Here is a 21,815-nt window from a genome sequence, read left to right as displayed (position 1 = left end):
GCAAATGCAAAAGGATGATTATCCTGAAGGAATACGCTTAATTCGCTCTGGCAACCAATTTTTAGGCGCTAATTGCTGGGGTAGCAGTATCCATAAAAGTCTTTCTAGCTTGCGAGTCTCTTCCAGTTGTTTCCAGAAAAGGGTGATGCGACTGCCAGATGTAACTTGCAGATAGGTAATCAGACAATCTAACCCTTCGAGTAAAACAATCTGTTTGCTAACCCCAGAACACATTGACTTAATGGCACTTAGTTCGATATCTAAATTGTGATGAAGAGCAAGAAAACTTTCTCCCGGATGAATCCGTTGTAGCAAATTTTTTCGGTAATTGACCCGATGGGCGTTATTGTAATGAGCGATACGTACTAGTTCATTTTCATCAGGTGTGTCCCAAAGTAGCAGATGAATTCGGTCATCGGGTCTGGCATCTCCCAGCAGCAAGTAATCTTTATCTGTCATACGCCTTCTCTAGCAGTAGCAAGGGTTCATCCCAGCGCGGAATCACTTGAAAAGGAGGTACTGCCCGTCGCTGTTCGATGATGCCGTAAGCTTCTAGTGCATTTAGCTGTTCTTGTAAAGTCTCTGCTTTTACCCCCAGTACGGCAGCAAGTCCCATTTTCTCGTTCAAAATAGACTCAGTGAGAACCGAACCTTCGCCCTTAAAGTCACGTTCCCACAGCTTTGCCAAAAAGTATCCTAATAGATAAGAGTTAGGTAAATGGGCATATCCACTAATATATTTATCCTTTTCTTGGGTGACAAACTTGCAGGATGCTAAAGCAGTGAACTCAGTGTATGCTCTTAAGATAAATTTAATTCTGTCAGCAATCACTTTACTTTCTTCTTCAAATATTGACGCACTGTGATAGAGCAATTCTTCACTCGTAAATTTACTATAATGAGGTAAAAATGTATATATAAAGTAAGACCATCCACCCCAATCAGCAGGATTCTCTGGTGTTGGTTTTAGACCGCGATCGCCAAAACTTAAATAAAAGTGCATCAACCAGTCTGTAATATTTGACTCCAAACTAGGGTCTAGTCGCAAAACAATTTCCCCTTCTGGACTGGGACGATTATTCTTAATTAACCCTGCACGTACTGCCCAACTTTTTACTCGTCCTACTTTGCCATTACCTAAACTTGTTTTCTCCATCAAATTGGGCAAGCTATCATTTAATCCTTTATCTTGGGCAGCAGCATGAAGAATTCTACTTATTTCGTCTTTTTTTAGCGCAAAATAACCATTAAAATGTAATTGCAATTTAGCCATAATATCCTTTCAAAATAAAAAATAATTTTCCATTTTTTTTACTCTTCTTAGCTAAAAAAACGTTCAAAAAATATGTATTAAGATATTTAAGTAAGTCGGCGAGAATAAATCAAACTATTCTATTTATATGCCTAAATGCATATTATACCAAATTAATAACAAGCTGTTAACTATTGTTAATTATGTGAAAGCATAATGTAGAGTAATCTTTTAACCTTTCATCATGGAATCCCCAATCGAAAGAATAAAACTCTCCCAAACAGCCAAAGACCAACTTACCAAACTCAGACGCAGTACCAAAATTGACCAATGGAATATCCTATGTCGTTGGGCGTTTTGTCGTTCCCTTGCAGAAGCAACCACACCCTCCCCCGTCCCAATTCCCCAAGATAGCAATGTCGAAATGACTTGGCGCGTCTTTGGCGGCGAAATGTCCGATATTCTGCTTCTCGCCCTCAAGCAACGCTGTCATAATGACGGCTATCCCACCGACAAAGAAACCCTCGCCACCCAATTCCGCCTGCATTTACATCGCGGTATTGGCTACTTAGCAGGCGATCCAAATATCAAGAAAATTGAAGATTTAATTGAACTTGCGGTCAAAGATTGACAAAATAATTCGTAACTAATACTATGCAATTCGTAATTTAAATTCTTAATTACGAATTACGTTAGCGTAGCGGTAGCGAGTCCGCGTACTCTGTAAGAGTTGCAAGCTACGCTTTTAGCGTCTCGTAGAGAGCGTCATTACGAATTACGAATTACGAATTAGTATCATGCCTGAAGCGCTAGAAATTGAGCGTCATAGAGCTGCGATCGCTCGCACTGACCTATCCCGCCCTGTACGATTGGCAATAGAATGGGCAATCTTAAATCAAGACACCACTTTTTTTGATTACGGTTGCGGCTACGGTGGTGATGTTGAGCGAGTCGGAAATTTAGGCTACACCAGCGCAGGCTGGGACCCTTACTACTATCCTGATGTACCACGCACCGCCGCCGATGTGGTCAACTTGGGCTACGTTCTCAACGTCATTGAAGATCCAGAGGAACGCCGTCAAAGCCTAATCCAAGCTTGGGAACTCACCGGGAAAGTTTTAATTGTCGCGGCTCAAATACTGATTAACGCACCCAGCAAAACCCAACTTGCTTACAATGATGGCATTGTGACGCGCCGCAATACTTTTCAGAAATATTACGAACAAGAAGAACTCAAAACTTATATTGATGAAGTGCTAAATGTCGATGCAATACCGATCGCACTAGGCGTATACTTTATTTTTCGAGATGAAGCGGAAAAAGAAAGTTACAAAGCTATCCGCTTCTTTTCTACCACCTCTACACCACGAGTCCGCATCCCCATCAAGCGGTTTGAAGATTATCAAGAACAGTTGCAACCACTCATGGCTTTTTTTACCAAGCGCGGTAGACTACCTGTGAAAGGCGAATTGGAAAATGAACCGGAATTACTGAGCGAATTTGGTAATTTTCGCCGTGCCTTTGGTGTAGTTTTACAAGCTACTGACGAAGCAGAATGGGATGCGATCGCTTACCGTCGTTCTCTAGATATTCAAGTTTATCTCGCCCTCACCCATTTTGATCAACGCCCGGCATGGCAAAAGTTAGCAGCAGAAATGCGTCACGATATCAAAGCCTTTTTTAGTAGCTACGAGGAAGCTTGTCAAGTAGCTGACCAAAAACTTTTCAGCTTAGGTAAACCTGGGGTGATTCAAACTGCGTGCGAAAAAAGCAAAATTGGTAAACATACGCGCGGTGCGCTTTACGTCCATGTTTCGGCACTAGCAGCACTTGATCCCTTACTGCGAATTTGTGAAGGTTGCGCTAGCCGTACCATTGGGCGTGTAGATGAAGCCACATTGATCAAATATCACACTGATAAGCCGCAAATATCCTATCTGTGTTACCCTGAGTTCGACACTGATCCCCACCCGGCGTTAAAAGCCAGCATAGGTATTGATTTAAAAACCCTAGTCGTCACTCATCGAGACTACGAAACTAGAGCAAATCCACCGATTTTGCACCGTAAAGAAACATTTGTTACCAGCAGCTACCCTGGTTACGAAAAATTTGCTCAACTCACCCAACAAGAACAGGAATTAGGATTGCTTAACCAAAAAAGCGATATCGGTACGCGAGAAGGTTGGGAAAAATGCCTTGCTGCACACGGGGTAGGAATCAGGGGGCATCAGGTTTATTCAATTAAGGAAAATTAAGGAATAATCACACTGTTAGAGCATTACTGATATGTATCTTAAATAAAGAAAATCTTAGCAGGTTTGTGTGCTTACACGAAATTAGACCGCAGCTATGGCAAGATAACTGCAATTCAATTAGATAAAAAGGAATCTTCAAGATTGTGGAAGTAAATAAATCGCTGCTACGAATTTTTGGCAGCCCAAAGATCGGAGCTTTGTTATTTTTGGGGTTTTCATCAGGGTTGCCGTTATATTTAACCAGTCAAACATTACAAGCATGGTTGACCAAAGAAGGAATTAGCTTGGCAGCGATCGCCGCTTTTAGTTTAGTAAAACTGCCCTATTCTTTAAAATTTCTCTGGTCGCCTTTACTAGATAGATTTGTACCGCCTTTTTTGGGGCGGCGTCGAGGTTGGATGGTAATTACACAAGTAGCATTACTGTTAAGTATAGCTGCAATGGCTCTACAAAACCCATCCCAAGGGCTACAACCTTTAATAATTGCTGCAATAGCCGTTGCTTTTTTTAGCGCCAGCCAAGACATTTTAGTAGATGCTTACCGTACTGATGTAGTGGAAGTAGAAGAAAGAGGTGCTGGAGCATCTATTTACTTATTGGGTTATCGCATTGCTATTCTAGTAACCGGTTACGTCACCCTATTTTTAGCAGACAGAATGCCTTGGCAAGCCGTTTACTTGTTGATGTCGCTGTTGATGCTCGTAGGTGTGGTAAGTTCTATTTTTGCACCAGAACCAGTCCTACGCGATCGCCCACCTCAGACTTTAGGAGCCGCAGTCAAATTACCCTTCATTGAATTTTTCCAGCGTCATGGCTGGCTACAAGCAGTTTTAATCCTGATATTCATTGTGATCTACAAGTTAGGGGATTCTTTACTCAAGAATGTATCCACCCCATTTTTGTTAGATAAAGGCTTACATTTCACTCAAACCGACATAGCATTTCCTGGTGCATTGGGAATTTTCGCTACTATTGTTGGCACCTTGGCAGCAGGAGCAGTAATGACCAAAATTGGTGTTAATCGATCGCTCTGGATATTCGCCATATTGCAAGCTGTTGGCAACTTGGCTTTCTTTGCGTTGGCAGTAGTCGGTAAAAACTTCTATCTAATGTTAGCTGCCGTTAATATAGAACAATTCTGCGCTGGTCTAGAAACAGCCGCTTTTGTAGCATTTTTGATGAGTCTTTGTAATCAAAGCTTTTCAGCTACACAGTACGCCTTACTTTCGAGTTTGCAGGCTTTTAGTAGAGATATTCTCACGGCTCCAGCCGGTACATGGGCACAAGCCACGGGCTGGTCTACATTTTTTCTATTGACAGCAATCGCTGCTTTACCCGGATTACTATTATTGCCATTCTTTGCCCCTTGGAATCAAAAGCCAGTGCTAGTATTATCCAGACCAGGACTTGAGGACGAAGAAGAGGATATATGGGGAATCAAGTAGTTATTTCTGTCGGTACATTTATTCTCTTACTCACTGGTTTATTACTTGGCTATGTTCTCTCGCAGTTAGTTCTGGGATTTCTAGCATTTAACCTCCTGACTTTTTTCGGAACACTCAGCCTAATTTTAATTTTTGGTACACTTTATTACGTTTTATTTTGGCAGTTGCGGAGACAGCAGTCCCGGCCATCAACTATAAATGAAGGGATACCAAACCAGGTAGAAGAGGATGTATCTAATAGCTTTCTCAAAAATAGGCTAATCGCTAAATTATCCGGTGATGCTGCCGCTGCCGAACGGTTAATTGAACAGGCAAAACAGACTTATCCTGGGATGCCGGAAAATTGGTATTGCGAGAGAGTCCTTGATGACTTGGAGCGCGATCGCCCATAATACTTCAGAAGTGGGGAGTGGGGAGTTAGGAGACAAGAGAGAATTTTTCCAATGCCCCATTCCCCATTCCTAAAAAATCGCTAAAATCAATCAAGAATACTTCACAAATCTTCAGCTAGGTTCTCATAAAAGTTCATAGCTTCTTGCAATCTAAATATGGCTATATTTCGTCAGTACATCGCCCCCTTGCTTGCGGTATTAGTATTTCTCTTTGCCCTAGTGGCAGTCAGCGCCCGCATCTTTTTACCCTCCGATATGGCAGCACCCGCACCAATTGAAGAGGTAGGAGTAAGTTATCAACCCACTCCTACTGATTTCCCACCAGCAATACATCACTCAGCTAGCTAACGTCAATAAACATCAGAAGTGTCTGAGCAACTACTACCTGGGTATATTATTCGCCGTGGCTCCGCTTTGGATCGATCGCTGCTGCTTAAATTCATGCAGCGAACTTACCAGGATCTCTTTCCCAATGAGGATTTTTCCCACCTAGAGCAAACAGTTAAGCAATACTTTTCTAGTGATACGCCCTTATGGTGGGTTAATTTTTCGAGTCAGGAAGATGGGGGAGACAATGGAGAAAATTCTCCCTCATCCCCCTCTCCCCCCATTGCCTGTCTCTGGGTGGGCAATGCCATAGATCAAGTACATGGCAACCGTCATGCTCACATCTTTATCCTGTATGTTGTACCAGAACATCGGCGACAGGGTATTGGTAAAGCTTTGATGGGATATGTGGAAAATTGGGCTATTCAAAGAGGCGATCGCCAGATTGGATTACAAGTGTTTCAATCTAACAAACCCGCATTAAATCTTTACAATCAGTTAGGTTATCAAACCCAATCCCTCTGGATGGTAAAATTCCTGAGTGCAGAATAATAAACTAAAGCATAGCGATAACATACTTTAGCGTCTGAAGTTATGGCAGTTCTCCTTCGGATAAAACTCAACGAGGGTGAAAATAAAGTGTATAATATTGCAACTAATATTTATAAGGCTTTAACTTATTGGCGCGGGGGTATATGTTAATCCCTTTTCGGGATTGAAATGAAATTATGTATGACGAAGACGATCTAAGCCTACTCGATGTTGAGGAGGAGCTAGAAAGCCCCTTAGATAAAATAGAACCGCTAACTGCCGAATCAGAAGTTGCGAAGCCTGATCCAGAAGTGATGCTAGCCTTGCTAGAAAATCCCCAGCCCCAGCAACGAATGTTAGCGGCGCGTGCTTTTTGTGATCTAGAAGATGCGCGTGCTACCCCCCATCTGATTCGCCTGTTAACTGATACCTGCCCCTTAGTGCGGGTGAGTGCAGCCTATGGCATCGGACGCAATCCCAGTTCAGAAGCTGTGAGTCCGTTAATTGCTCAACTAAACAGTGATTGGAATGGCTATGTGCGTAAAGGTGTTGTTTGGGCTTTAGGAAACTGTCGCGATCGCCGTTCTTTACCACCCTTAGCAGATGCCTTAAGAACCGACATTTCCGCAGTGCGTTTATGGGCTGCTAGCGCCTTGGCACAGATGGCAGAAGTGGGTTACGAAGCAGTTATCGGGGCAATACCACCATTAATTGAAGCCTTAGTCCAAGATCCCGTGGCAGCAGTGAGGAGTAACTGTGCTTGGGCAATTGGTCAACTGTGCCGCGAACTACCTTCTAATGTAGTTTATGCCACAGCGATCGATGCCTTAATTCAAGCCTTTGCTGAAGATCAAGATTTGGGAGTACGGGAAGATGCTAAAGCCTCACTTTTAGGAGTGGGTGATCCCCGTGGCTTACAGTTGATTGAAACCCTGGAACAAGAAGGATGGTTTTAATTAGGCATTGGGCATTGGGCAAAACAGTTCTGAGTTCCAAGTTATGAGGTAAGAAGTAAGATTCTTTACTCAGCACTCAGCACTCAGCACTTACTGACCTTCAGCTACAGGTTTGAGCAAATTTAAGTCATAAGGACGCTCAGTATCATCCTCACCTAAATATTCCCCATTTTGAATTTCCAGAATAACTAAGGGAATATGTCCGGGATTTTCTACTTTATGTAGGGTTGCTGCGGGAACATAAGTTGATTCGTTCCGATTCAGTAATATTTCTGTATCGCCACAAGTCACCTTCGCCACACCAGAGACTACAACCCAATGTTCATTACGATGATAATGTATTTGTGGTTTAATGCCGTGCCGGGGCTTGATTTCAACACGACTAATTCTATAGGTTTCTCCCACCTCGATCACCTCCACCTCACCCCAATATCGTGTACCTGAATGTGGAGATAATTCGTTGATATTTGACTGGGTATTATTGTCATTCTGAGCCATAACTTATTTCTCAACTAGATAATTATCACTATTTTTAATTGATGTTCTCCCCGTACCTAAAGGTACGTGGATTCTAAACTGCTCTAACTTGACCCCTGGTAATGGATTTTACCTCGTAATTTGTGACTTTTGAATTATGAATTATGAATTATGAATTATTTAACTCCCCCTATACTGAATCCGATAAATCCGATTATTGGCTTCTTCTGTTAGTAGTAGACTACCATCTGGCAACACAAGTAAGCCAACAGGTCGTCCCCAGGTGGTTGGTACAGAAGGATTTAGTAAAAATCCTGTGAGAAAATCTTCATAGTAGCCTTGCGATCGCCCTTTAGCATCGAAGGGAACAAATACAATTTTATAACCAGTGCCGCGATCGCGATTCCAAGAACCGCGAAAAGCCGCAAAAGCACCGTTACGGTATTTTTTTGGAAACGTTTTACCATCATAAAACTGCAAACCCAATGCTGCTGAGTGCGCCTGGAACAGCACATCAGGCGTTTGGGTACGGGCTACTAAGTCGGGGCGTTTACTTTTGTCACCCGTCTTTTGGCGCGGATCGAGGTTGTTTGGTGTCAGATAAGCATAAGGCCAGCCATAAAATGCCCCCTGTTTAACCCGTGTCAGATAGTCTGGAACCAAGTCATCACCGATTCCATCCCGTTCGTTAACAGTGGCGTAAAGTTCCTTAGTTAGAGGATGAAAGTCTAAACCAACAGGGTTACGCAAGCCAGAAGCAAAAGTCTGCTGCTGGGAACCATCTAAATTCATTATCTGTATCGAAGCCCGTGGTAGGGGTTCTTCATCCACATTACTTCCTGAACCGACTGAAACATATAATTTATTGCGATCGGGCGAGACAACGACATTGCGCGTCCAATGGTTGTTATAACCTTGAGCAGGCAAGTCAGCGATTTTTTTCCCCTTACCTGTAATCTTATTTTGACCTTGAGTATAGGGAAAACGCACCACAGCATCTGTGTTCCCCAGAAAAAAAGAATTACCTGCAAAAGCCATCCCGAAGGGTCTATTGAGGCCGTTGTCCCCACTAGCAAAGGTTTCTTTGACATCAGCTATGCCATCGCCGTTGCTGTCACGCAACAGACGAATGCGATTTTCCCTAGTTTCAGTAACCAGCACATCACCACTGGGGGTTAAAGCTAGCCAGCGTGGGGCATCTAAACCTTCGGCAAAGACGTTAACTGTAAAGCCTGATGGTACACGCAGCACCGGATTTTGCGGAATGGACACAATCTTAGGTTGCTTAGAGGCACTTTTTGTTGCGAAGGCTGCTGGTAAATTCTTTAGATTTATCCGAATAGCTGTAGGTAAAAGTGCTTCAGTACGGACGAGATTTTTTGGCTGTGTAGGATTCTGTGTCTGTTGAGCAGAAGGTACAGATGTTTGTGGTGTGGGATTATCTGAAGAGGCGCGAGTCTGGTTACAGCCTGCTGTCAACGTCAGTAACAAAACAGGCAGCAAGAAACGCGCAGGGACTTTCATGGCGGTAGACACTATACACATTTTTCCTACTTTAGACTTCAAACTCAACAATTGTCGCCAGTCTAAAGTTTGATTTTTCTTGATTAGTTAACCTCATAAGGTACTGGGGACTAAATTCTCTTCGCAATCTTCAATACTTCTCTTCTTAGGCTGCGCCAACGACAACGCTACTTCTCTACGAGAGGCTGCGCCAACGACGTCGCTCAGTACAAGTCAGTATAAGTGCCCCATCCCGCCAATGTAATTCATAATTGATAATTTAAAGAGCGTCTGAGCTTCTGAACTCTCCACGCTCTTTAAGACCACTAATTTAAAAATGACCGTGTTGGCTTTGTACCCATTCTAAAATTTATGAATTATGAATTATGAATTAATAATTATTTTGTCAACTATTTACACATATAAGCATTTTTTAGTTAACAAAAAATTTTCAAATTCTGCTGCTGGTAAGGGACGACTAAATAGAAAACCTTGCATATAATTACAGTTATGTTGGCGCAAAAAAGCCAGTTCTGCTTCTGTTTCTACACCTTCAGCAACTACATTTAGATTGAGATTGTGAGCCATTTGGATTAATGCTTGAGTAATGGCTGATTTCTGTGGATCGTTAGCAATATTATGGATAAAAGAACGGTCAATTTTTAATGTGTTAATTGGTAAGGTTATCAGATTAATTAAAGAATTGTAGCGCGTACCAAAATCATCGATCGCAATTTTTACCCCCAAGGATTGCAATTTTTTCATAGTAGCGATCGCCCCATTTACATCTTGCATAATCATACTTTCAGTTAGTTCTATTTCTAAGTAATGTGGTTCCAAATCATTGATAGCTATTAAATTCACTATTTTCTGAATCAAATCTGGTTGATTAAATTCCATTACTGACAGATTGACAGCAACAACAAAGGAATAAATTCCGGCATCACGCCAGCTTTTAATTTGTTGACAGACCCTTTTTAATACCCATTTACCAATTGGAACAATTAAACCTGTAGACTCTGCTAACGGAATAAATTCTGTTGGGTAAATCATCCCCAATTCTGGACTTTGCCAGCGCAATAAACTTTCAACAGCTACTATTTTCCCCGAATCAATATCGACTATTGGTTGATAATAAACTTCAAATTCTTGAAAATTATGTTGTTTGATAGCCCGATGTAAGCTAATTTCTAACAGATGCATTTGAGGAGACAAGTTGTTAATTACAGTCTGATGAGAGAAATACCTTTTTGAAGTAGCGTACCTTTCCAACCTGTTCATGATCGCACTTAATAACTCAGCGCGAGTGAATGGCTTAGTTATATAGTCATCTGCACCCATATCCATAGCTTGACGGAAGTCAGATTTGGCAGATTTGGCAGTTAAAAAAATGAAGGGAATTGTTGCCGTTGATGGATCTTCGCGTAACGCTCTTAGCACGCCATGACCGTCAATTTCTGGCATCATCAGATCACAGAGAATTAAATCGGGAACTTCTGTGATAGCCAAATGTAACCCGATTCTGCCATTAGCCGCAGCAAGAGTTTCAAAATCCTCTGCTTCTAGCATATCTAAAAGGTTTTCACGAACGGCTTCTTCATCTTCTATTATTAAAATCCTGGGCATATTTTACCTCAATTTATATTTTATTTTGTAATGTAAAAAGGACAAGAAACTTTGTACCAAATCCCAACGTAGCTGTGACAAAATATTTAACCTTGGTTGATATTTATAGAATTTTTTAAAATGTAGTATCCACAAAAACTCTAATGAGGCGAGCTGGTTTATGGTGTATCTCAGTGCTATAGTATCCACTGATAAGTATTTATACTTTATCAATTGTCTCTCAACGAGAAACTGATGTACTACATCAAATGAATCAGTACTAGCATTCGCTGTAGTTTTCTTTATTTTTTATGCTAGTGCTTAACAAATACTTTCAGGATTGACAAGACTAACAACTTGATATTATTTATCTATAACTGGCAGTAGATATAACTGCTGATGCAACAGTAATACCACTGAGCCTATCCTTTAAAATTATGACACGTTCCATATCATTGTCAAGATATGCATACCTTCAAAAATCTTGGCTGTTTTCAAGCTAGTTCCTGAAGCTACAAGTATCACCATATCATGCTTGGGGAATTACACCACTACCTGCGAAGATGAAGAACCTAAGACACTCTGCCCCGTGCTGGCATCAGTGCTCCGACGTAGTCCGTCGTAAACATCGCATCTAATAGTGGTGTTTTCGGCACAATCATCTGCTGCGATCGCTCAATTATTGACTCTAAGCATTGTAGCCTTAGAATCTGAGGTAAGGCTTGCATATATTTTTACGATAGCTATTATTAAAAAATAGTTATCTAAAACTCCTTACTTAAATATTTTCCAATATTTTGACGCAAAATAAGTAGTAATATTTTGCTTATGAAGACAAGAAAAAGTGTGTTAACAATTACAAACTAGCTGATATCCAGCTAGTTAGAAATGGGGAATGGGGCATTGGTTATTTCCCCCTGCTACCACTGCTTTCCCTGCCTCTTCACTAAGTACACGTCACCGTAAAAGGGGTTCAGAAATATTCAGACTTGATGTTGTGTTTCACTACGTTCTACCCAACCTACGAATGATTAAATTCCATACCCTTTTTGTGGTGTTTAGGACTTACGCGAAACTACACGCACTCAGGGGCAATTCATGTAGCTTTAGCTGACCGCAGGGTATTGCCCCTACCTAAAAATCAGGGTTTCGGCTATTATTTGCGTAAGTCCTGGTGTTCTGTACTAAGAGGTTGTTTAAAAAGTCTAATTTATTACTCACCGGGCGACTTCCAGTCGCACGCCAGGTGCTTCAAGTCGGCAAAGCCGCCCAACGCACTGGCTTGGCTACACGAGACTTTACCTGCCTCCGCAGGTTAAAAACATTTGATTTTGTATTAGTCCACGGAGGAAGACGAGAGTTTGTGTAGTAGCGAATTCTATTCGCCCAATACTTGTTCATTCATCCTCTAAGGATGCAACTGCACCCGTCGTTCGCCGTAACGCAATAGCCTTTCTATAGTTACAAGCCGATTTTCCCAAACTTTGACTTGATAGGAATTTGACTTAAGCTCTTGGCTCATCAATACCTGAAATTGAGACTGGAACCGAGTTAGAGAGGCTCTCGCCACTAGTAACTTACTAGGAGAAGGAGAAGCAGCAAGCTGATTTAAAGCACTGCGTAAAATTTCTGCCTGGTTGTTAAAATCTGATATTGTCTGAGCAGACCTTTGTAGTTGGTCATTTTGGAAAATAAACTTCCATTCCCGTTGCAGCGCGGTGTAACGGATGGCGGCAGATTGAAAAGGCTGGCGGTGAGGAATCGGTTCAGTTGTTGGGGATTGAACCCTACCTTGGGTGTTAATAAAGAGTTTTTGTAGCTCGTTGTTAAAATTCTCTGCGGCAAAGAGTGCGTAACCACTAACTGGCAAGTCCCTTACCAACTGGAGTTGATCGAATGCTCCAACTGTTGGCAAAGAAAGTAAGCGAATTCCCGGCACTAACAATGTAGCTCCCAATTGTTTAGAGGCGATCCAGGGTTGAGCTAGTCGTTGGAAGCTAGAAGTATCCAGAGCATAAGTCATGGGAACGATTAAATCTACATCTCCCCGCCTTGCCCAAACTTCCCAGTTTTGTTGAATTTTCTGAATCCGCTCTACTTCTGGCAGAGGAAATACTGCAACCGACAAAATCAAATTTGGTCGTTTTTGTCGCAACTGCTGTGAAACTTGGGCGACAAAGCTATCAATTTGCTCGGTGCGAAATGTCGTCCACTTTTGCCACAGTTCTGGTTGGCTAGGGGAAATATTTATCGGATCTACACCAGTAAGTTGCTGAAATTGCGCTCTTGCAGCTTTGCCATAGCCGTAAGTTCGACCGGCTGATGGATCTTGAAAGGGGTAGCGAATGTAGTCTAGTTGTAAACCATCGACGTTATAGCGAGTGACAATTTCATCGTACAGTTTGAGCAAATACTGCCGCACTTCGGGATTGGCTGGATCGAAGAATGGCTTAGTCTGCCCAATGGGAATCATGTTACCCAGGTTATCGTAGTTTGCCCAATCGGGATGAGCCGCCAGTACTGGCCCAGGATAATTAGGATTAGCGTTGATAATTTGATTGTGCCGTTGGTTGCCAGCAGCAAAAGTCCAAACCCAAGCGTGTAATTCCATGTCGCGCTCATGGGCTAATTTCACTGCTTCTGCCAGAGGGTCCCACCCATGAATTAATGGGTTTTGCTCTTTTGCAACTTGGCTGGGATAAATGGTATAGCCAGCGTTAACAGTTTCAAAGAAGACGGTATTAATCCCAGCTTGGGCTAGGCGATCAAAAATCTGAGCTAGTCCCGCTTTGCTACCAGCACGAACAATCGTCCCCCGATCTAACCAAACTGCCCGAATTTCTGGTTGAGCCAGCCTCCGATCAACAGGAAACTGCTGCCATAAAATCGTCTTCGCTACTAGCCACTGCTGACGAGCCAGAGCGTAGTTTTTTTGGGCAATCAATATAGGTAAGTTTTTGGCAATTACCCTTACTTGTGCCAAAGTTTGGTCTTTACTTTTGATTAGCCCCCCCAATTTAGTTGAGGCCAATTGCATCGGCTGCTGCTTAACAGATTCGGGGGTGTAGGTGTCCAGATGCCTAGAGAACTGCTTTTGCTCAGATATCCCAACGCCTTCATTAGCCGCATCAGCTGATACCGCTAAATTAGCACTTTCCACCCGACCAATCAGATTTTCTAGCTCTTGCTGGAGAGCGATCGCTTCGTTGTTATCAATCGGCTGATTGGAATTAGGTGCAACATCCAGACGCACCGCTTGTTCCAATTGGTCTATAGCCTCCTGAGAATTTGGGGGTTTGACTATAGTCAGTGGTCTAGGTATGGGAGCAGTGGCAGTTTTAGGAGGAGGAGATGAGGGGGATAAACTGCCTCTGGTCCCCTCTGTCCTTGGTGCAGCCGCCACCGTTGTAGAGCAGTTTTGGGAACCTCCTGGTACTTTTTTCATGCGATTAGATGGCGGTGGCGCTGTCAAATAGTGATTGAGAGCAGCTTTTAACCAAGCATTATCTAACTCGGCGGCTGAGACTGCATCTGTTCCCCAGCGCCAGCCCAAAAGGGTGGAACGCTCAGTTGTGACTACTGCGGCAAGATTATCTTTGGAATTCCAAACAGCAGGAGATTCAGTGCCCATATCATTAGGAATCATCACGCCGCCGCGTATTTTGCCAAAGAGTTGAGTTTGATTCGCCCATTCTGGGATATTGGTTTTTGCGGGTTTAATCTGTTCTATATCACTGAGGCTGAATCCCCAATAACCTCCCAAAAGCGATCGCAATAATTGGCGCACTCCTGGCGATGAGAGATTACCTACAGGCCCACTGGCAATCAACCGCCCTCCCTTACTCATCCATTCTTCTAGGGCGATCGCTTGGGTTGGCGTTAATGTCTCAACATTTGGCAAAAATAATATCCGGCGATCGCCCCAATCTGCCGCACTTTTGACATCATTTAGGGGAATTACACAATATTTCACCCCGATTGCCTGTAAGCGATCGCTTATTCCTGTCCATTGATTTGCATTTTCTTGGCCATACACTACGCTCAATGCAGGTTCTTCAGTCGCCGCCCTTACTGGCAAAATACTAAAACTATTTAAAATTAAAAAATTCAAACTTAAAATAAATAATCCAGCTTTTTTTATTTGTGAGTTTACGTTTTTATGATACTTTTCCTGATACTTCACTCCTGACTCCTCAGTGGATTATTTATTAGGGATTACTTCTTATTTATCATCTACCATCACAACAAATTACCTCCGAGAAACAACTGATCTTTGATAACTAAACCGGAACAGAATTTAAAATAGATGTTTTGATTAAATCTTCAACTCCTGCTACTGGGAAAATTTTTGTATTTAGTCTCCCAGATAATTCCTCAATACTCATATCATCTAAAAACACTAATTCACCATTTTTTAACATGACATTCGGTAGCAAAATCCCATCACCTAAATCTTCGCCTTCTAAATTTAAAAGCAAATCATGACCAGTTAATAATCCCGTTACACTGATAGTCTGCCCCCAATAATCACTACATAAAGCACGCATATTGACTTCTAAACCTTCAACCAAATTTAAGCGTTTCAAAATTGGTTGAAATGCTTTTTCTACGGCGTTGCCCACTACCCAAGTCAATTTCCTCTTAGGATAAACTTTTGACGGGAGTAATTCTGCCGCAACCGTGGCAAATTGCTTAATAAATAATTGAATCGAACCAACTCCGTTATCAATTTGGGGATATTCTTCATATTCAGATTCGCTGGGTAATTCCTCACCTGCAATCAAAAACCACTCATCGGCTAACCAAACAACGCTAGAACCGAATTGTTGGCGAAATTGCCGCGAGAGCATTTGCACTTGAGAAATCACTTCTTGGGCTTTTTCTCTAGTTACGGGTGTGAGTTCATCTTCTGGAGGCCGAAACCGTGTCAACCCAACTGGCACAACTGCCACTGATGCCACCGCAGGCACTTCACCAGTATGAAATGACGCTAAATCTTTGAGAGTTTGTTCCAGATTTTTGCCATCATTTATACTAGGACAAACAACCACTTGAGCATGAATTTGTAGCCGCCTTTCTTGAAACCATTTGAGTTGTTGCAAGATTTGTCCCGCACGCGGATTTTTTAGGAGTCTAATTCTGACTTCGGGTTCGGTGGCGTGAACAGAAACATACAATGGAGACAAGCGCATTTGCTCAATCCGCCCCCATTCTCTTTCTGATAGATTGGTAAGGGTAAGATAAGAGCCGTACAAAAAGCTCAGACGGTAATCGTCGTCTTTTAAATATAAGCTGGTGCGCTTACCTGGTGGTTGTTGATCGATAAAGCAAAATGGGCAACGGTTATTGCATTGAATTAAGCCATCAAATAGGGCAGTTTCAAATTCTAACCCCAAGTCTTGATCGTAATCTTTTTCGATTTCCAAACTATGAGTTTTACCAGCAGCGTCTAAAACTTCTAATTCCAAAACTTCATCAGCACACAAAAACTGATAATCAATTAAATCACGGGGATGTGTACCATTGATTGCAACGATCGCATCCCCGGCTTCAAAGCCAATTTCTGCAGCTATTGAGTCAGGAAGAACCTTGATAATTCGGGCAGGATGAATTGTAGTCATTGGGTATTGGGAATTGGGCATGGGGCATTGGGCATTATAGCGCTTCTGTGTTAAGTCCAATACAGACCTAACAAGAACAGCCCCAACCCTTGTAGCGTTGGGGAGTAACATTCAAAGCCTCCCTCCTTTTAGGAGAAAGGTCGGATTGTATTTCATACAAACGAGCGTAGGCGTAGCCCGTCGTAGACATCGCTATAGTCATTTGCTTTGGACAAAGGACAAAGACTAATAACTAATAGCTAAACCACGTCTATCTTGAAATCTGTAGTTCTTCGGTGATGAAAAGGATTTGCCCTCATCCCCCAACCCCGAATCCCAGATTTGAGAGAAGGGGAGCCAGAATTTCAAAGTCCCTCTCCCAAATTTGGGAGAGGGATTTAGGGTGAGGGCAAAAACTACGCTTATAAACTTAGATGAGGTTTATTATCCTTTCCAACCTGATGCGATCGCTAGTAAGATAGAACTACCAAATGCTAATCTATACCAAACAAAAACTAAAGTGTTTTTGGTTTGTAAGTACTTGATCAAGAATGCAATTGATAGGTAGGAAAAAATAAAGCTTGAAATAATCCCGACAATTAACAGTCCAACAATGTTATCTGGCAACTGGTGGGCTTGAAACAACTTGAATATTTTCAAACTTTTATACAGTGTCGCAATCGTAAGAGTTGGAAACCCTAACAAAAATGAGAATTTCGCGGCTGTATCGCGTTCTAATCCTAAAAATAAGCCAGTTGTCAACGTCGAGCCTGAACGAGAAACGCCCGGAATCAAAGCAAGTGTTTGTCCCAATCCAACTAAAATCCCATCCCGAATCTGCAATGACTCAAAACCTCGCTTGCGAGTGCCAATTTTTTCTGCCAAACCTAATATAAGTGCCATGATGATTGACATAATGGCAATAATTAATGCACTCTCCGGTAAAACGTCTTTCAACAGAAAGCCGAAAATTAAAGCAGGCAGTGTTCCTACTATAATACCGACAAGAATTTTCCACTCCTCACGTTGCCAGTCTTTGTCTTTTAGTGCTTCGATTCCACCTTTGACAATACTATAAATCAGTGACCAAAAATACCCCAAAATTGCGATAACACTGCCAAATTGAATTGCATCAACAAAATCTTTAGAACCTAATTCTTTCCAACCAAATATCTTTGTCACAATCAGAAGATGTGCAGTGCTGCTGATTGGCAAAAACTCTGTAATACCTTGAACAATACCCAAAATAAAAGCTTGAATAAACTCCATATGCAATTAATACCTTTTTCCGGTTCTAGACGTGATTATGAACATTCTTTAGTTGATGATGTTACTTTATATACTCTTTGCTGCACCCAATCTTCGAGAAAATTCAATTTTACTGATCAATAACATCATCGAAGACGCTGGCCATGTTCTTACACTCATCTCAATAAGTCAACGCAATTTTGGCAATTCATCAAACTTTAATATTTAGGGGACTAATGCCAGTTCACTTTTTAACTGTTAAATTTACCCTTACCTTTCTGTAATACCCATTTACAAGGCACTACATAGGATCTCTGTACATAGGACTTACGCATTTTATAGATCCCCAACCCCCTTAAAAAGGGGGCTTTGTAAATTCCCCCCTTTTTAAGGGGGATCAAGGTTTCAGATTTTGAATGTGTAAGTCTTGATAGTGCAACTTTAGTGGATTAGTCTGGCTTGGCGCAGAATGTTCCCTTTGGTTTGCGCCAGCGCTCCGCGAAAATTTCAGTATAATTAAAATCCCCCCCAGGGGTATTTAAAAGTGTGATATCTTCAAATAAGATAAAGTTTAGTAACAAATATTAAAAACTTTGATTAATAATACACTATCCTGCTACACAGCTTCTACCCCTTCTATTGATACCGACTTAGATTTAGCTGATACTGGACAGAATGGTATCAGGCAATTGGAATCTACACTCTCTTCTTCTGGCCGTGTCACTTTATCTATTTCTACCCGGCAAACTTGGTTAGTCTTTGCGGCGGCGGTGTTTTTGGTAACAGTACCAGTATTTATAGAAGCGCCAATAGTGCGATCGCTACCAAGTCTAAGTTTAGGGCTGACAGCATTTTGGGTGTGGCTAAGTTTTCGCTTAATGTCACGTCCTGCAACTTACGTCTGGGGGGATTTGCTCTTAGGATTTAGCTGGAGTTGGTTAGCCGGAGCGATTTACTGGGGCTGGTTACGTTGGGAACCTTTATGGCATCTGCCAGTGGAGTTGATCGGTTTACCGTTTGCTTGCTGGTGTTTGGCGAAGAATTGGGGCAAGGTGGGTAACTGGTTTTATTTAGGTTCTTTACTCGGTACAGTTTTAACAGATGTATATTTTTATATAGTAGATTTGATGCCCTATTGGCGGCAAATTATGAGAGTAGATGCAGATTTAGCACCACAAATTTTACAAAATGCCCTCATCCAAGTACAAACACCTTGGGGACAAACTTGGGCGATAATTCTCGCCTTACTGCTGTTAACAATCGGAATTTCCCCTTTAGGTCGAAATCAAAGACACTGGTATGCTTTTAGTGGCGCTGTTTTAAGCACAATTTTGGTAGACAGCCTATTTTTGTTAGCTGCGATCGCTGCCTAAATATTAAAAAATTCTGTAATATCAAAACCGAAACTTTTTCCAGCCCAGTCTACTGCACATCAATAATGATTAATTAGTTAAGAAATATTACATAACAGTCGATCACCATCAAGTCTTTTTTGATCGGGTTTTTGGTATTATAAATCGCCAGAATCAGCCACCCCGAAAAGGTTTCGTCTAGCTCTTAATGCTACCAGGATCATGGATGCAACCCTATTGCAGCTATGCAGGCACTCTTACCAGGATGAAAATTTTTGGCAAAAGTACAGTCAAACCCAGTAACGGCAAATATTGTGGATATTAATACGCTGTATATTAGTTTTTGATGACTGCTGTGTTGATTAAGCTATCAGGTTTTGTCTTGGAAGTTCTGTATGCTAAAAACCAGCGCACCCTGCGGGATCTTGCTACAGACTTCTCTGTTTGTCCTTTGTCTTTGGCGCTCTGACTAATGACTAATGACTGCTGACGGCTGTTAGCTTAAAACTTTTATTTCTGTTTGATGGAAAGAGGTAGAAAAATCGTGAAAAGATTAGCGCATTTATTAACAGTGTTTAGTTTGCTACTTAGTTGCTGGGGATGGTTGGGAACAACTCAGATAGCCCAAGCTGCTAGTTTCAACAGTTTTGCTTTTCCGCAAGTTCCAGTTCTGGCAATTGAGCGGCAGAATCGGGCAGACGCTAAACTAGGAACGGAATTTGGTAAAAAAATTGATTTGAATAATACCAACGTCCGAGCTTTTCAACAGTATTCAGGGCTTTATCCCACCCTGGCTAAGAAAATCATCACAAATGCTCCCTACAAAAAGGTAGAGGATGTATTGGATCTTCCCGGATTGAGCGATGGCCAAAAACAAACCTTGGAAGCCAACTTCGATAAATTCACCGTGACAGAACTAGAGCCTGCCTTCAACGAGGGAGACGATCGCTTTAACAACGGCATCTACAGATAACTGTTGCAGTTAATCTAGCAAATACCAGCCCCCTCCTGATTCTAGGGAGTGGGATAGGATTATCAGTTAGGAGTTATGAGTTAAAAATTCAAAACTTCTAACTCCTCACTTCTAACTCCTAAATCTTGTACAGACGCGATTAATCGCGTCTCTAACTCCTCACTCTTATAACTTCCCCATTACCTTGCCTCAGATAGATATTCCTAGCCAATTTGATGTCTTAGTAGTCGGCGCTGGTGCTGCTGGACTATACACAGCCTTGTGTCTGCCAGAATCCTTGCGAGTCGGCTTGATTACCAAAGAAACTGTTGCTTTATCCGCCAGTGATTGGGCCCAAGGTGGCATTGCCGCAGCTGTTGCCCCGGAAGATTCTCCCACGCTGCACATTGAAGATACGATCCGGGCAGGTGCAGGTTTATGCGATCGCACTGCCGTAGAATTTCTCGCCCAACTTGCCCCTAACTGCATACAATCGCTAGTTAACTTGGGCGTTGCTTTTGACCGTCATGGCCAAGCTTTGGCTTTAACTTTAGAAGCTGCCCATTCTCGCAACCGTGTTCTCCACGCCGCCGACACCACAGGGAGGGAAGTTACCACCACCCTCACCAACCAAGTATTACGTCGTCCGAATATTCAAGTCATTCAGCAAGCTTTGGCTTTGAGTCTGTGGATTGAACCCGAAAGCGATGTCTCCGACGGGCTACGCCAACGCTGTCAAGGAATAAGCCTATTTTATCAAGGTGAAATCACCTGGGTAAGAGCTGGTGCTGTGGTACTGGCAACCGGCGGCGGTGGTCAGGTATTTGCCCAAACTACCAACCCGGCTGTGAGTACGGGTGATGGGGTTGCGATCGCAGCTCGTATCGGCGCTATCCTCCGCGATTTAGAATTTGTGCAATTTCACCCTACTGCCCTGACTAAACCTGGTGCAGATCGCTTTCTGATTAGCGAAGCTGTACGCGGCGAGGGGGCGCACCTTGTCGATGACGAAGGACGGCGTTTTGCCTTTGACTACCACCCGGCAGGTGAACTAGCACCCAGAGATGTGGTCAGTAGAGCAATTTTCAGCCATTTACAACGTACCGCCGTTGATCTGGCAACTGCCCATGTGTGGTTGGATATGCGCCCCATCCCCGCCGACAAGATTCGTCACCGCTTTCCCAACATCATCAAAGTTTGTCAGCATTGGGGCATTGATGTTTTCCATGAACCAATTCCTGTAGCGCCGGCTGCCCATTACTGGATGGGTGGAATTGTCGCCGATCTGATGAATCGTACAAATATCAAGAGTTTGTATGCAGTGGGTGAAACCGCTAGTACCGGCGTGCATGGGGCAAATCGCCTTGCCAGTAATTCCCTGCTGGAATGTATTGTCTTTGGGGCGCAGATGGCTAATATTGAGTTGGAAAATATTGGGCTGCCCTCAGAAACACCAGTGTTGCCATTACGCAAATTTAGTGCTGATGGTAGTGAGTGGCAAATCCAGCAAGCACAGCTAGAAACACTTAGGGAGAAATTACCGCGTCTAGTGTGGGAAAATGCTGGTATTTGTCGGGAGCAATCAAGGTTGGAAACTGCGATCGCTACTATTAAATCTTGGCAACAAGATTTCGCTATCTTGCCTTTAAGTCAATTCTTGCTTGCTTTACGTCCCGCAGAACCAGCTACTTTTGACCTACCAAATGTTGAACGGCAATTGGGACTTTGGGCAGAAACCCGCAATTTATTAGATGTGGCTGATTTAATTCTCAAAAGTGCTGCTTTTAGAACCGAAAGCCGAGGCGGACACTACCGTTTAGATTATCCTCAACCAGATCCAAATTGGCAAGTCCACACACTTGTACAAACACATCATTGGTGGAAATCTCCACTATTGTCTTGATTGAAATTTGCCGAATA

At 42.5% G+C, this 21,815-nt stretch carries 19 protein-coding genes; 10 read left to right on the top strand and 9 right to left on the bottom strand.

Annotated features, from left to right (window positions below; all coding sequences use genetic code 11):
- Positions 1 to 18 precede the first annotated feature (18 nt).
- A complete protein-coding gene (locus V7K15_RS23940; RefSeq protein WP_334909479.1) occupies positions 19 to 459 on the bottom strand; it encodes a hypothetical protein in 441 nt (146 codons plus the stop codon).
- Positions 449 to 1,273 carry a hypothetical protein gene (locus V7K15_RS23935; protein WP_334909477.1) on the bottom strand — a complete coding sequence of 275 codons (825 nt, stop codon included), beginning with the start codon at positions 1,271 to 1,273 and terminating at the stop codon, positions 449 to 451. Before V7K15_RS23935 ends, V7K15_RS23940 begins: the two co-directional genes overlap by 11 nt.
- 223 nt (positions 1,274 to 1,496) lie before the next feature.
- On the opposite strand from V7K15_RS23935, the gene dndE reads away from it, so the two are divergent.
- From dndE to V7K15_RS23900, 7 genes are all read left to right on the top strand, one after another.
- Positions 1,497 to 1,883, top strand: coding sequence for a DNA sulfur modification protein DndE (gene dndE / locus V7K15_RS23930; protein ID WP_334909475.1), 387 nt, complete (start codon positions 1,497 to 1,499; stop codon positions 1,881 to 1,883).
- Between the two features lie 166 nt (positions 1,884 to 2,049).
- Positions 2,050 to 3,507, top strand: coding sequence for a DNA phosphorothioation-associated putative methyltransferase (locus tag V7K15_RS23925; protein WP_334909473.1), 1,458 nt, complete (start codon positions 2,050 to 2,052; stop codon positions 3,505 to 3,507).
- A 143-nt stretch (positions 3,508 to 3,650) separates the two neighbouring features.
- Entirely contained in the window at positions 3,651 to 4,952 is a 1,302-nt protein-coding gene (locus tag V7K15_RS23920; protein WP_334909471.1) for an AmpG family muropeptide MFS transporter, read from the top strand.
- Complete coding sequence (locus V7K15_RS23915) at positions 4,937 to 5,344, top strand: ABC transporter permease (RefSeq protein ID WP_334909469.1); 408 nt, start codon at positions 4,937 to 4,939, stop codon at positions 5,342 to 5,344. The genes V7K15_RS23920 and V7K15_RS23915 overlap by 16 nt, the downstream gene beginning before the upstream one ends.
- 156 nt (positions 5,345 to 5,500) lie before the next feature.
- On the top strand, positions 5,501 to 5,692 hold the full coding sequence (locus V7K15_RS23910) for a hypothetical protein (RefSeq protein WP_334909467.1): 192 nt from the start codon (positions 5,501 to 5,503) through the stop codon (positions 5,690 to 5,692).
- Positions 5,693 to 5,710: 18 nt separating this feature from the next.
- Positions 5,711 to 6,223, top strand: a complete 513-nt coding sequence (locus V7K15_RS23905; RefSeq protein WP_334909465.1) for a GNAT family N-acetyltransferase — start codon at positions 5,711 to 5,713, stop codon at positions 6,221 to 6,223.
- Positions 6,224 to 6,399: 176 nt separating this feature from the next.
- Positions 6,400 to 7,158 (top strand): HEAT repeat domain-containing protein, encoded by a 759-nt coding sequence (locus V7K15_RS23900; protein ID WP_334909463.1) that lies wholly within the window; start codon positions 6,400 to 6,402, stop codon positions 7,156 to 7,158.
- Positions 7,159 to 7,248: 90 nt separating this feature from the next.
- Here the strand turns inward: V7K15_RS23900 and V7K15_RS23895 are convergent, their stop codons facing one another.
- From V7K15_RS23895 to V7K15_RS23865, 7 genes are all read right to left on the bottom strand, one after another.
- Positions 7,249 to 7,656 carry a phosphomannose isomerase type II C-terminal cupin domain gene (locus V7K15_RS23895; protein ID WP_334909461.1) on the bottom strand — a complete coding sequence of 136 codons (408 nt, stop codon included), beginning with the start codon at positions 7,654 to 7,656 and terminating at the stop codon, positions 7,249 to 7,251.
- 159 nt (positions 7,657 to 7,815) lie between these two features.
- Positions 7,816 to 9,159 carry a PQQ-dependent sugar dehydrogenase gene (locus V7K15_RS23890; protein WP_334909529.1) on the bottom strand — a complete coding sequence of 448 codons (1,344 nt, stop codon included), beginning with the start codon at positions 9,157 to 9,159 and terminating at the stop codon, positions 7,816 to 7,818.
- Positions 9,160 to 9,552: 393 nt separating this feature from the next.
- Entirely contained in the window at positions 9,553 to 10,764 is a 1,212-nt protein-coding gene (locus tag V7K15_RS23885) for an EAL domain-containing response regulator (RefSeq protein ID WP_334909459.1), read from the bottom strand.
- 551 nt (positions 10,765 to 11,315) lie between these two features.
- Positions 11,316 to 11,471, bottom strand: a complete 156-nt coding sequence (locus V7K15_RS23880) for a hypothetical protein (RefSeq protein ID WP_334909457.1) — start codon at positions 11,469 to 11,471, stop codon at positions 11,316 to 11,318.
- A 680-nt stretch (positions 11,472 to 12,151) separates the two neighbouring features.
- A complete protein-coding gene (locus V7K15_RS23875) occupies positions 12,152 to 14,926 on the bottom strand; it encodes a family 10 glycosylhydrolase (protein ID WP_334909455.1) in 2,775 nt (924 codons plus the stop codon).
- Between the two features lie 97 nt (positions 14,927 to 15,023).
- Positions 15,024 to 16,364: a TIGR03279 family radical SAM protein gene (locus tag V7K15_RS23870; RefSeq protein WP_334909527.1), complete on the bottom strand. Its 1,341-nt coding sequence runs from the start codon at positions 16,362 to 16,364 to the stop codon at positions 15,024 to 15,026.
- Positions 16,365 to 16,787: 423 nt separating this feature from the next.
- On the bottom strand, positions 16,788 to 17,612 hold the full coding sequence (locus tag V7K15_RS23865; RefSeq protein WP_334909453.1) for an undecaprenyl-diphosphate phosphatase: 825 nt from the start codon (positions 17,610 to 17,612) through the stop codon (positions 16,788 to 16,790).
- A gap of 572 nt (positions 17,613 to 18,184) precedes the next feature.
- On the opposite strand from V7K15_RS23865, the gene V7K15_RS23860 reads away from it, so the two are divergent.
- The 3 genes from V7K15_RS23860 (at position 18,185) to nadB (ending at position 21,798) form a co-directional block, all read left to right on the top strand.
- The gene (locus tag V7K15_RS23860) at positions 18,185 to 18,964 is read left to right on the top strand and encodes a DUF3120 domain-containing protein (protein ID WP_334909451.1); all 780 of its coding nucleotides are present in this window, start codon (positions 18,185 to 18,187) and stop codon (positions 18,962 to 18,964) included.
- Between the two features lie 523 nt (positions 18,965 to 19,487).
- The gene (gene psbU, locus V7K15_RS23855) at positions 19,488 to 19,916 is read left to right on the top strand and encodes a photosystem II complex extrinsic protein PsbU (RefSeq protein ID WP_334909449.1); all 429 of its coding nucleotides are present in this window, start codon (positions 19,488 to 19,490) and stop codon (positions 19,914 to 19,916) included.
- A gap of 184 nt (positions 19,917 to 20,100) precedes the next feature.
- A complete protein-coding gene (gene nadB, locus V7K15_RS23850; protein WP_334909447.1) occupies positions 20,101 to 21,798 on the top strand; it encodes an L-aspartate oxidase in 1,698 nt (565 codons plus the stop codon).
- Positions 21,799 to 21,815: the final 17 nt, after the last annotated feature.

The sequence above is a fragment of the Nostoc sp. genome (genome assembly GCF_036919815.1).
GTDB lineage: Bacteria > Cyanobacteriota > Cyanobacteriia > Cyanobacteriales > Nostocaceae > Nostoc.
The sequence above is the reverse complement of the archived record's forward strand: the minus strand, read 5'-3'. Positions and strand labels throughout refer to the sequence as shown.

Coding starts and splice junctions, on each gene's coding strand:
- V7K15_RS23940 (WP_334909479.1), bottom strand. CDS start 459: ATGACAGATAAAGATTACTTGCTGCTGGGAGATGCCAGACCCGATGAC.
- V7K15_RS23935 (WP_334909477.1), bottom strand. CDS start 1,273: ATGGCTAAATTGCAATTACATTTTAATGGTTATTTTGCGCTAAAAAAA.
- dndE (WP_334909475.1), top strand. CDS start 1,497: ATGGAATCCCCAATCGAAAGAATAAAACTCTCCCAAACAGCCAAAGAC.
- V7K15_RS23925 (WP_334909473.1), top strand. CDS start 2,050: ATGCCTGAAGCGCTAGAAATTGAGCGTCATAGAGCTGCGATCGCTCGC.
- V7K15_RS23915 (WP_334909469.1), top strand. CDS start 4,937: ATGGGGAATCAAGTAGTTATTTCTGTCGGTACATTTATTCTCTTACTC.
- V7K15_RS23910 (WP_334909467.1), top strand. CDS start 5,501: ATGGCTATATTTCGTCAGTACATCGCCCCCTTGCTTGCGGTATTAGTA.
- V7K15_RS23900 (WP_334909463.1), top strand. CDS start 6,400: ATGTATGACGAAGACGATCTAAGCCTACTCGATGTTGAGGAGGAGCTA.
- V7K15_RS23895 (WP_334909461.1), bottom strand. CDS start 7,656: ATGGCTCAGAATGACAATAATACCCAGTCAAATATCAACGAATTATCT.
- V7K15_RS23890 (WP_334909529.1), bottom strand. CDS start 9,159: ATGAAAGTCCCTGCGCGTTTCTTGCTGCCTGTTTTGTTACTGACGTTG.
- V7K15_RS23885 (WP_334909459.1), bottom strand. CDS start 10,764: ATGCCCAGGATTTTAATAATAGAAGATGAAGAAGCCGTTCGTGAAAAC.
- V7K15_RS23880 (WP_334909457.1), bottom strand. CDS start 11,471: ATGCAAGCCTTACCTCAGATTCTAAGGCTACAATGCTTAGAGTCAATA.
- V7K15_RS23870 (WP_334909527.1), bottom strand. CDS start 16,364: ATGACTACAATTCATCCTGCCCGAATTATCAAGGTTCTTCCTGACTCA.
- V7K15_RS23865 (WP_334909453.1), bottom strand. CDS start 17,612: ATGGAGTTTATTCAAGCTTTTATTTTGGGTATTGTTCAAGGTATTACA.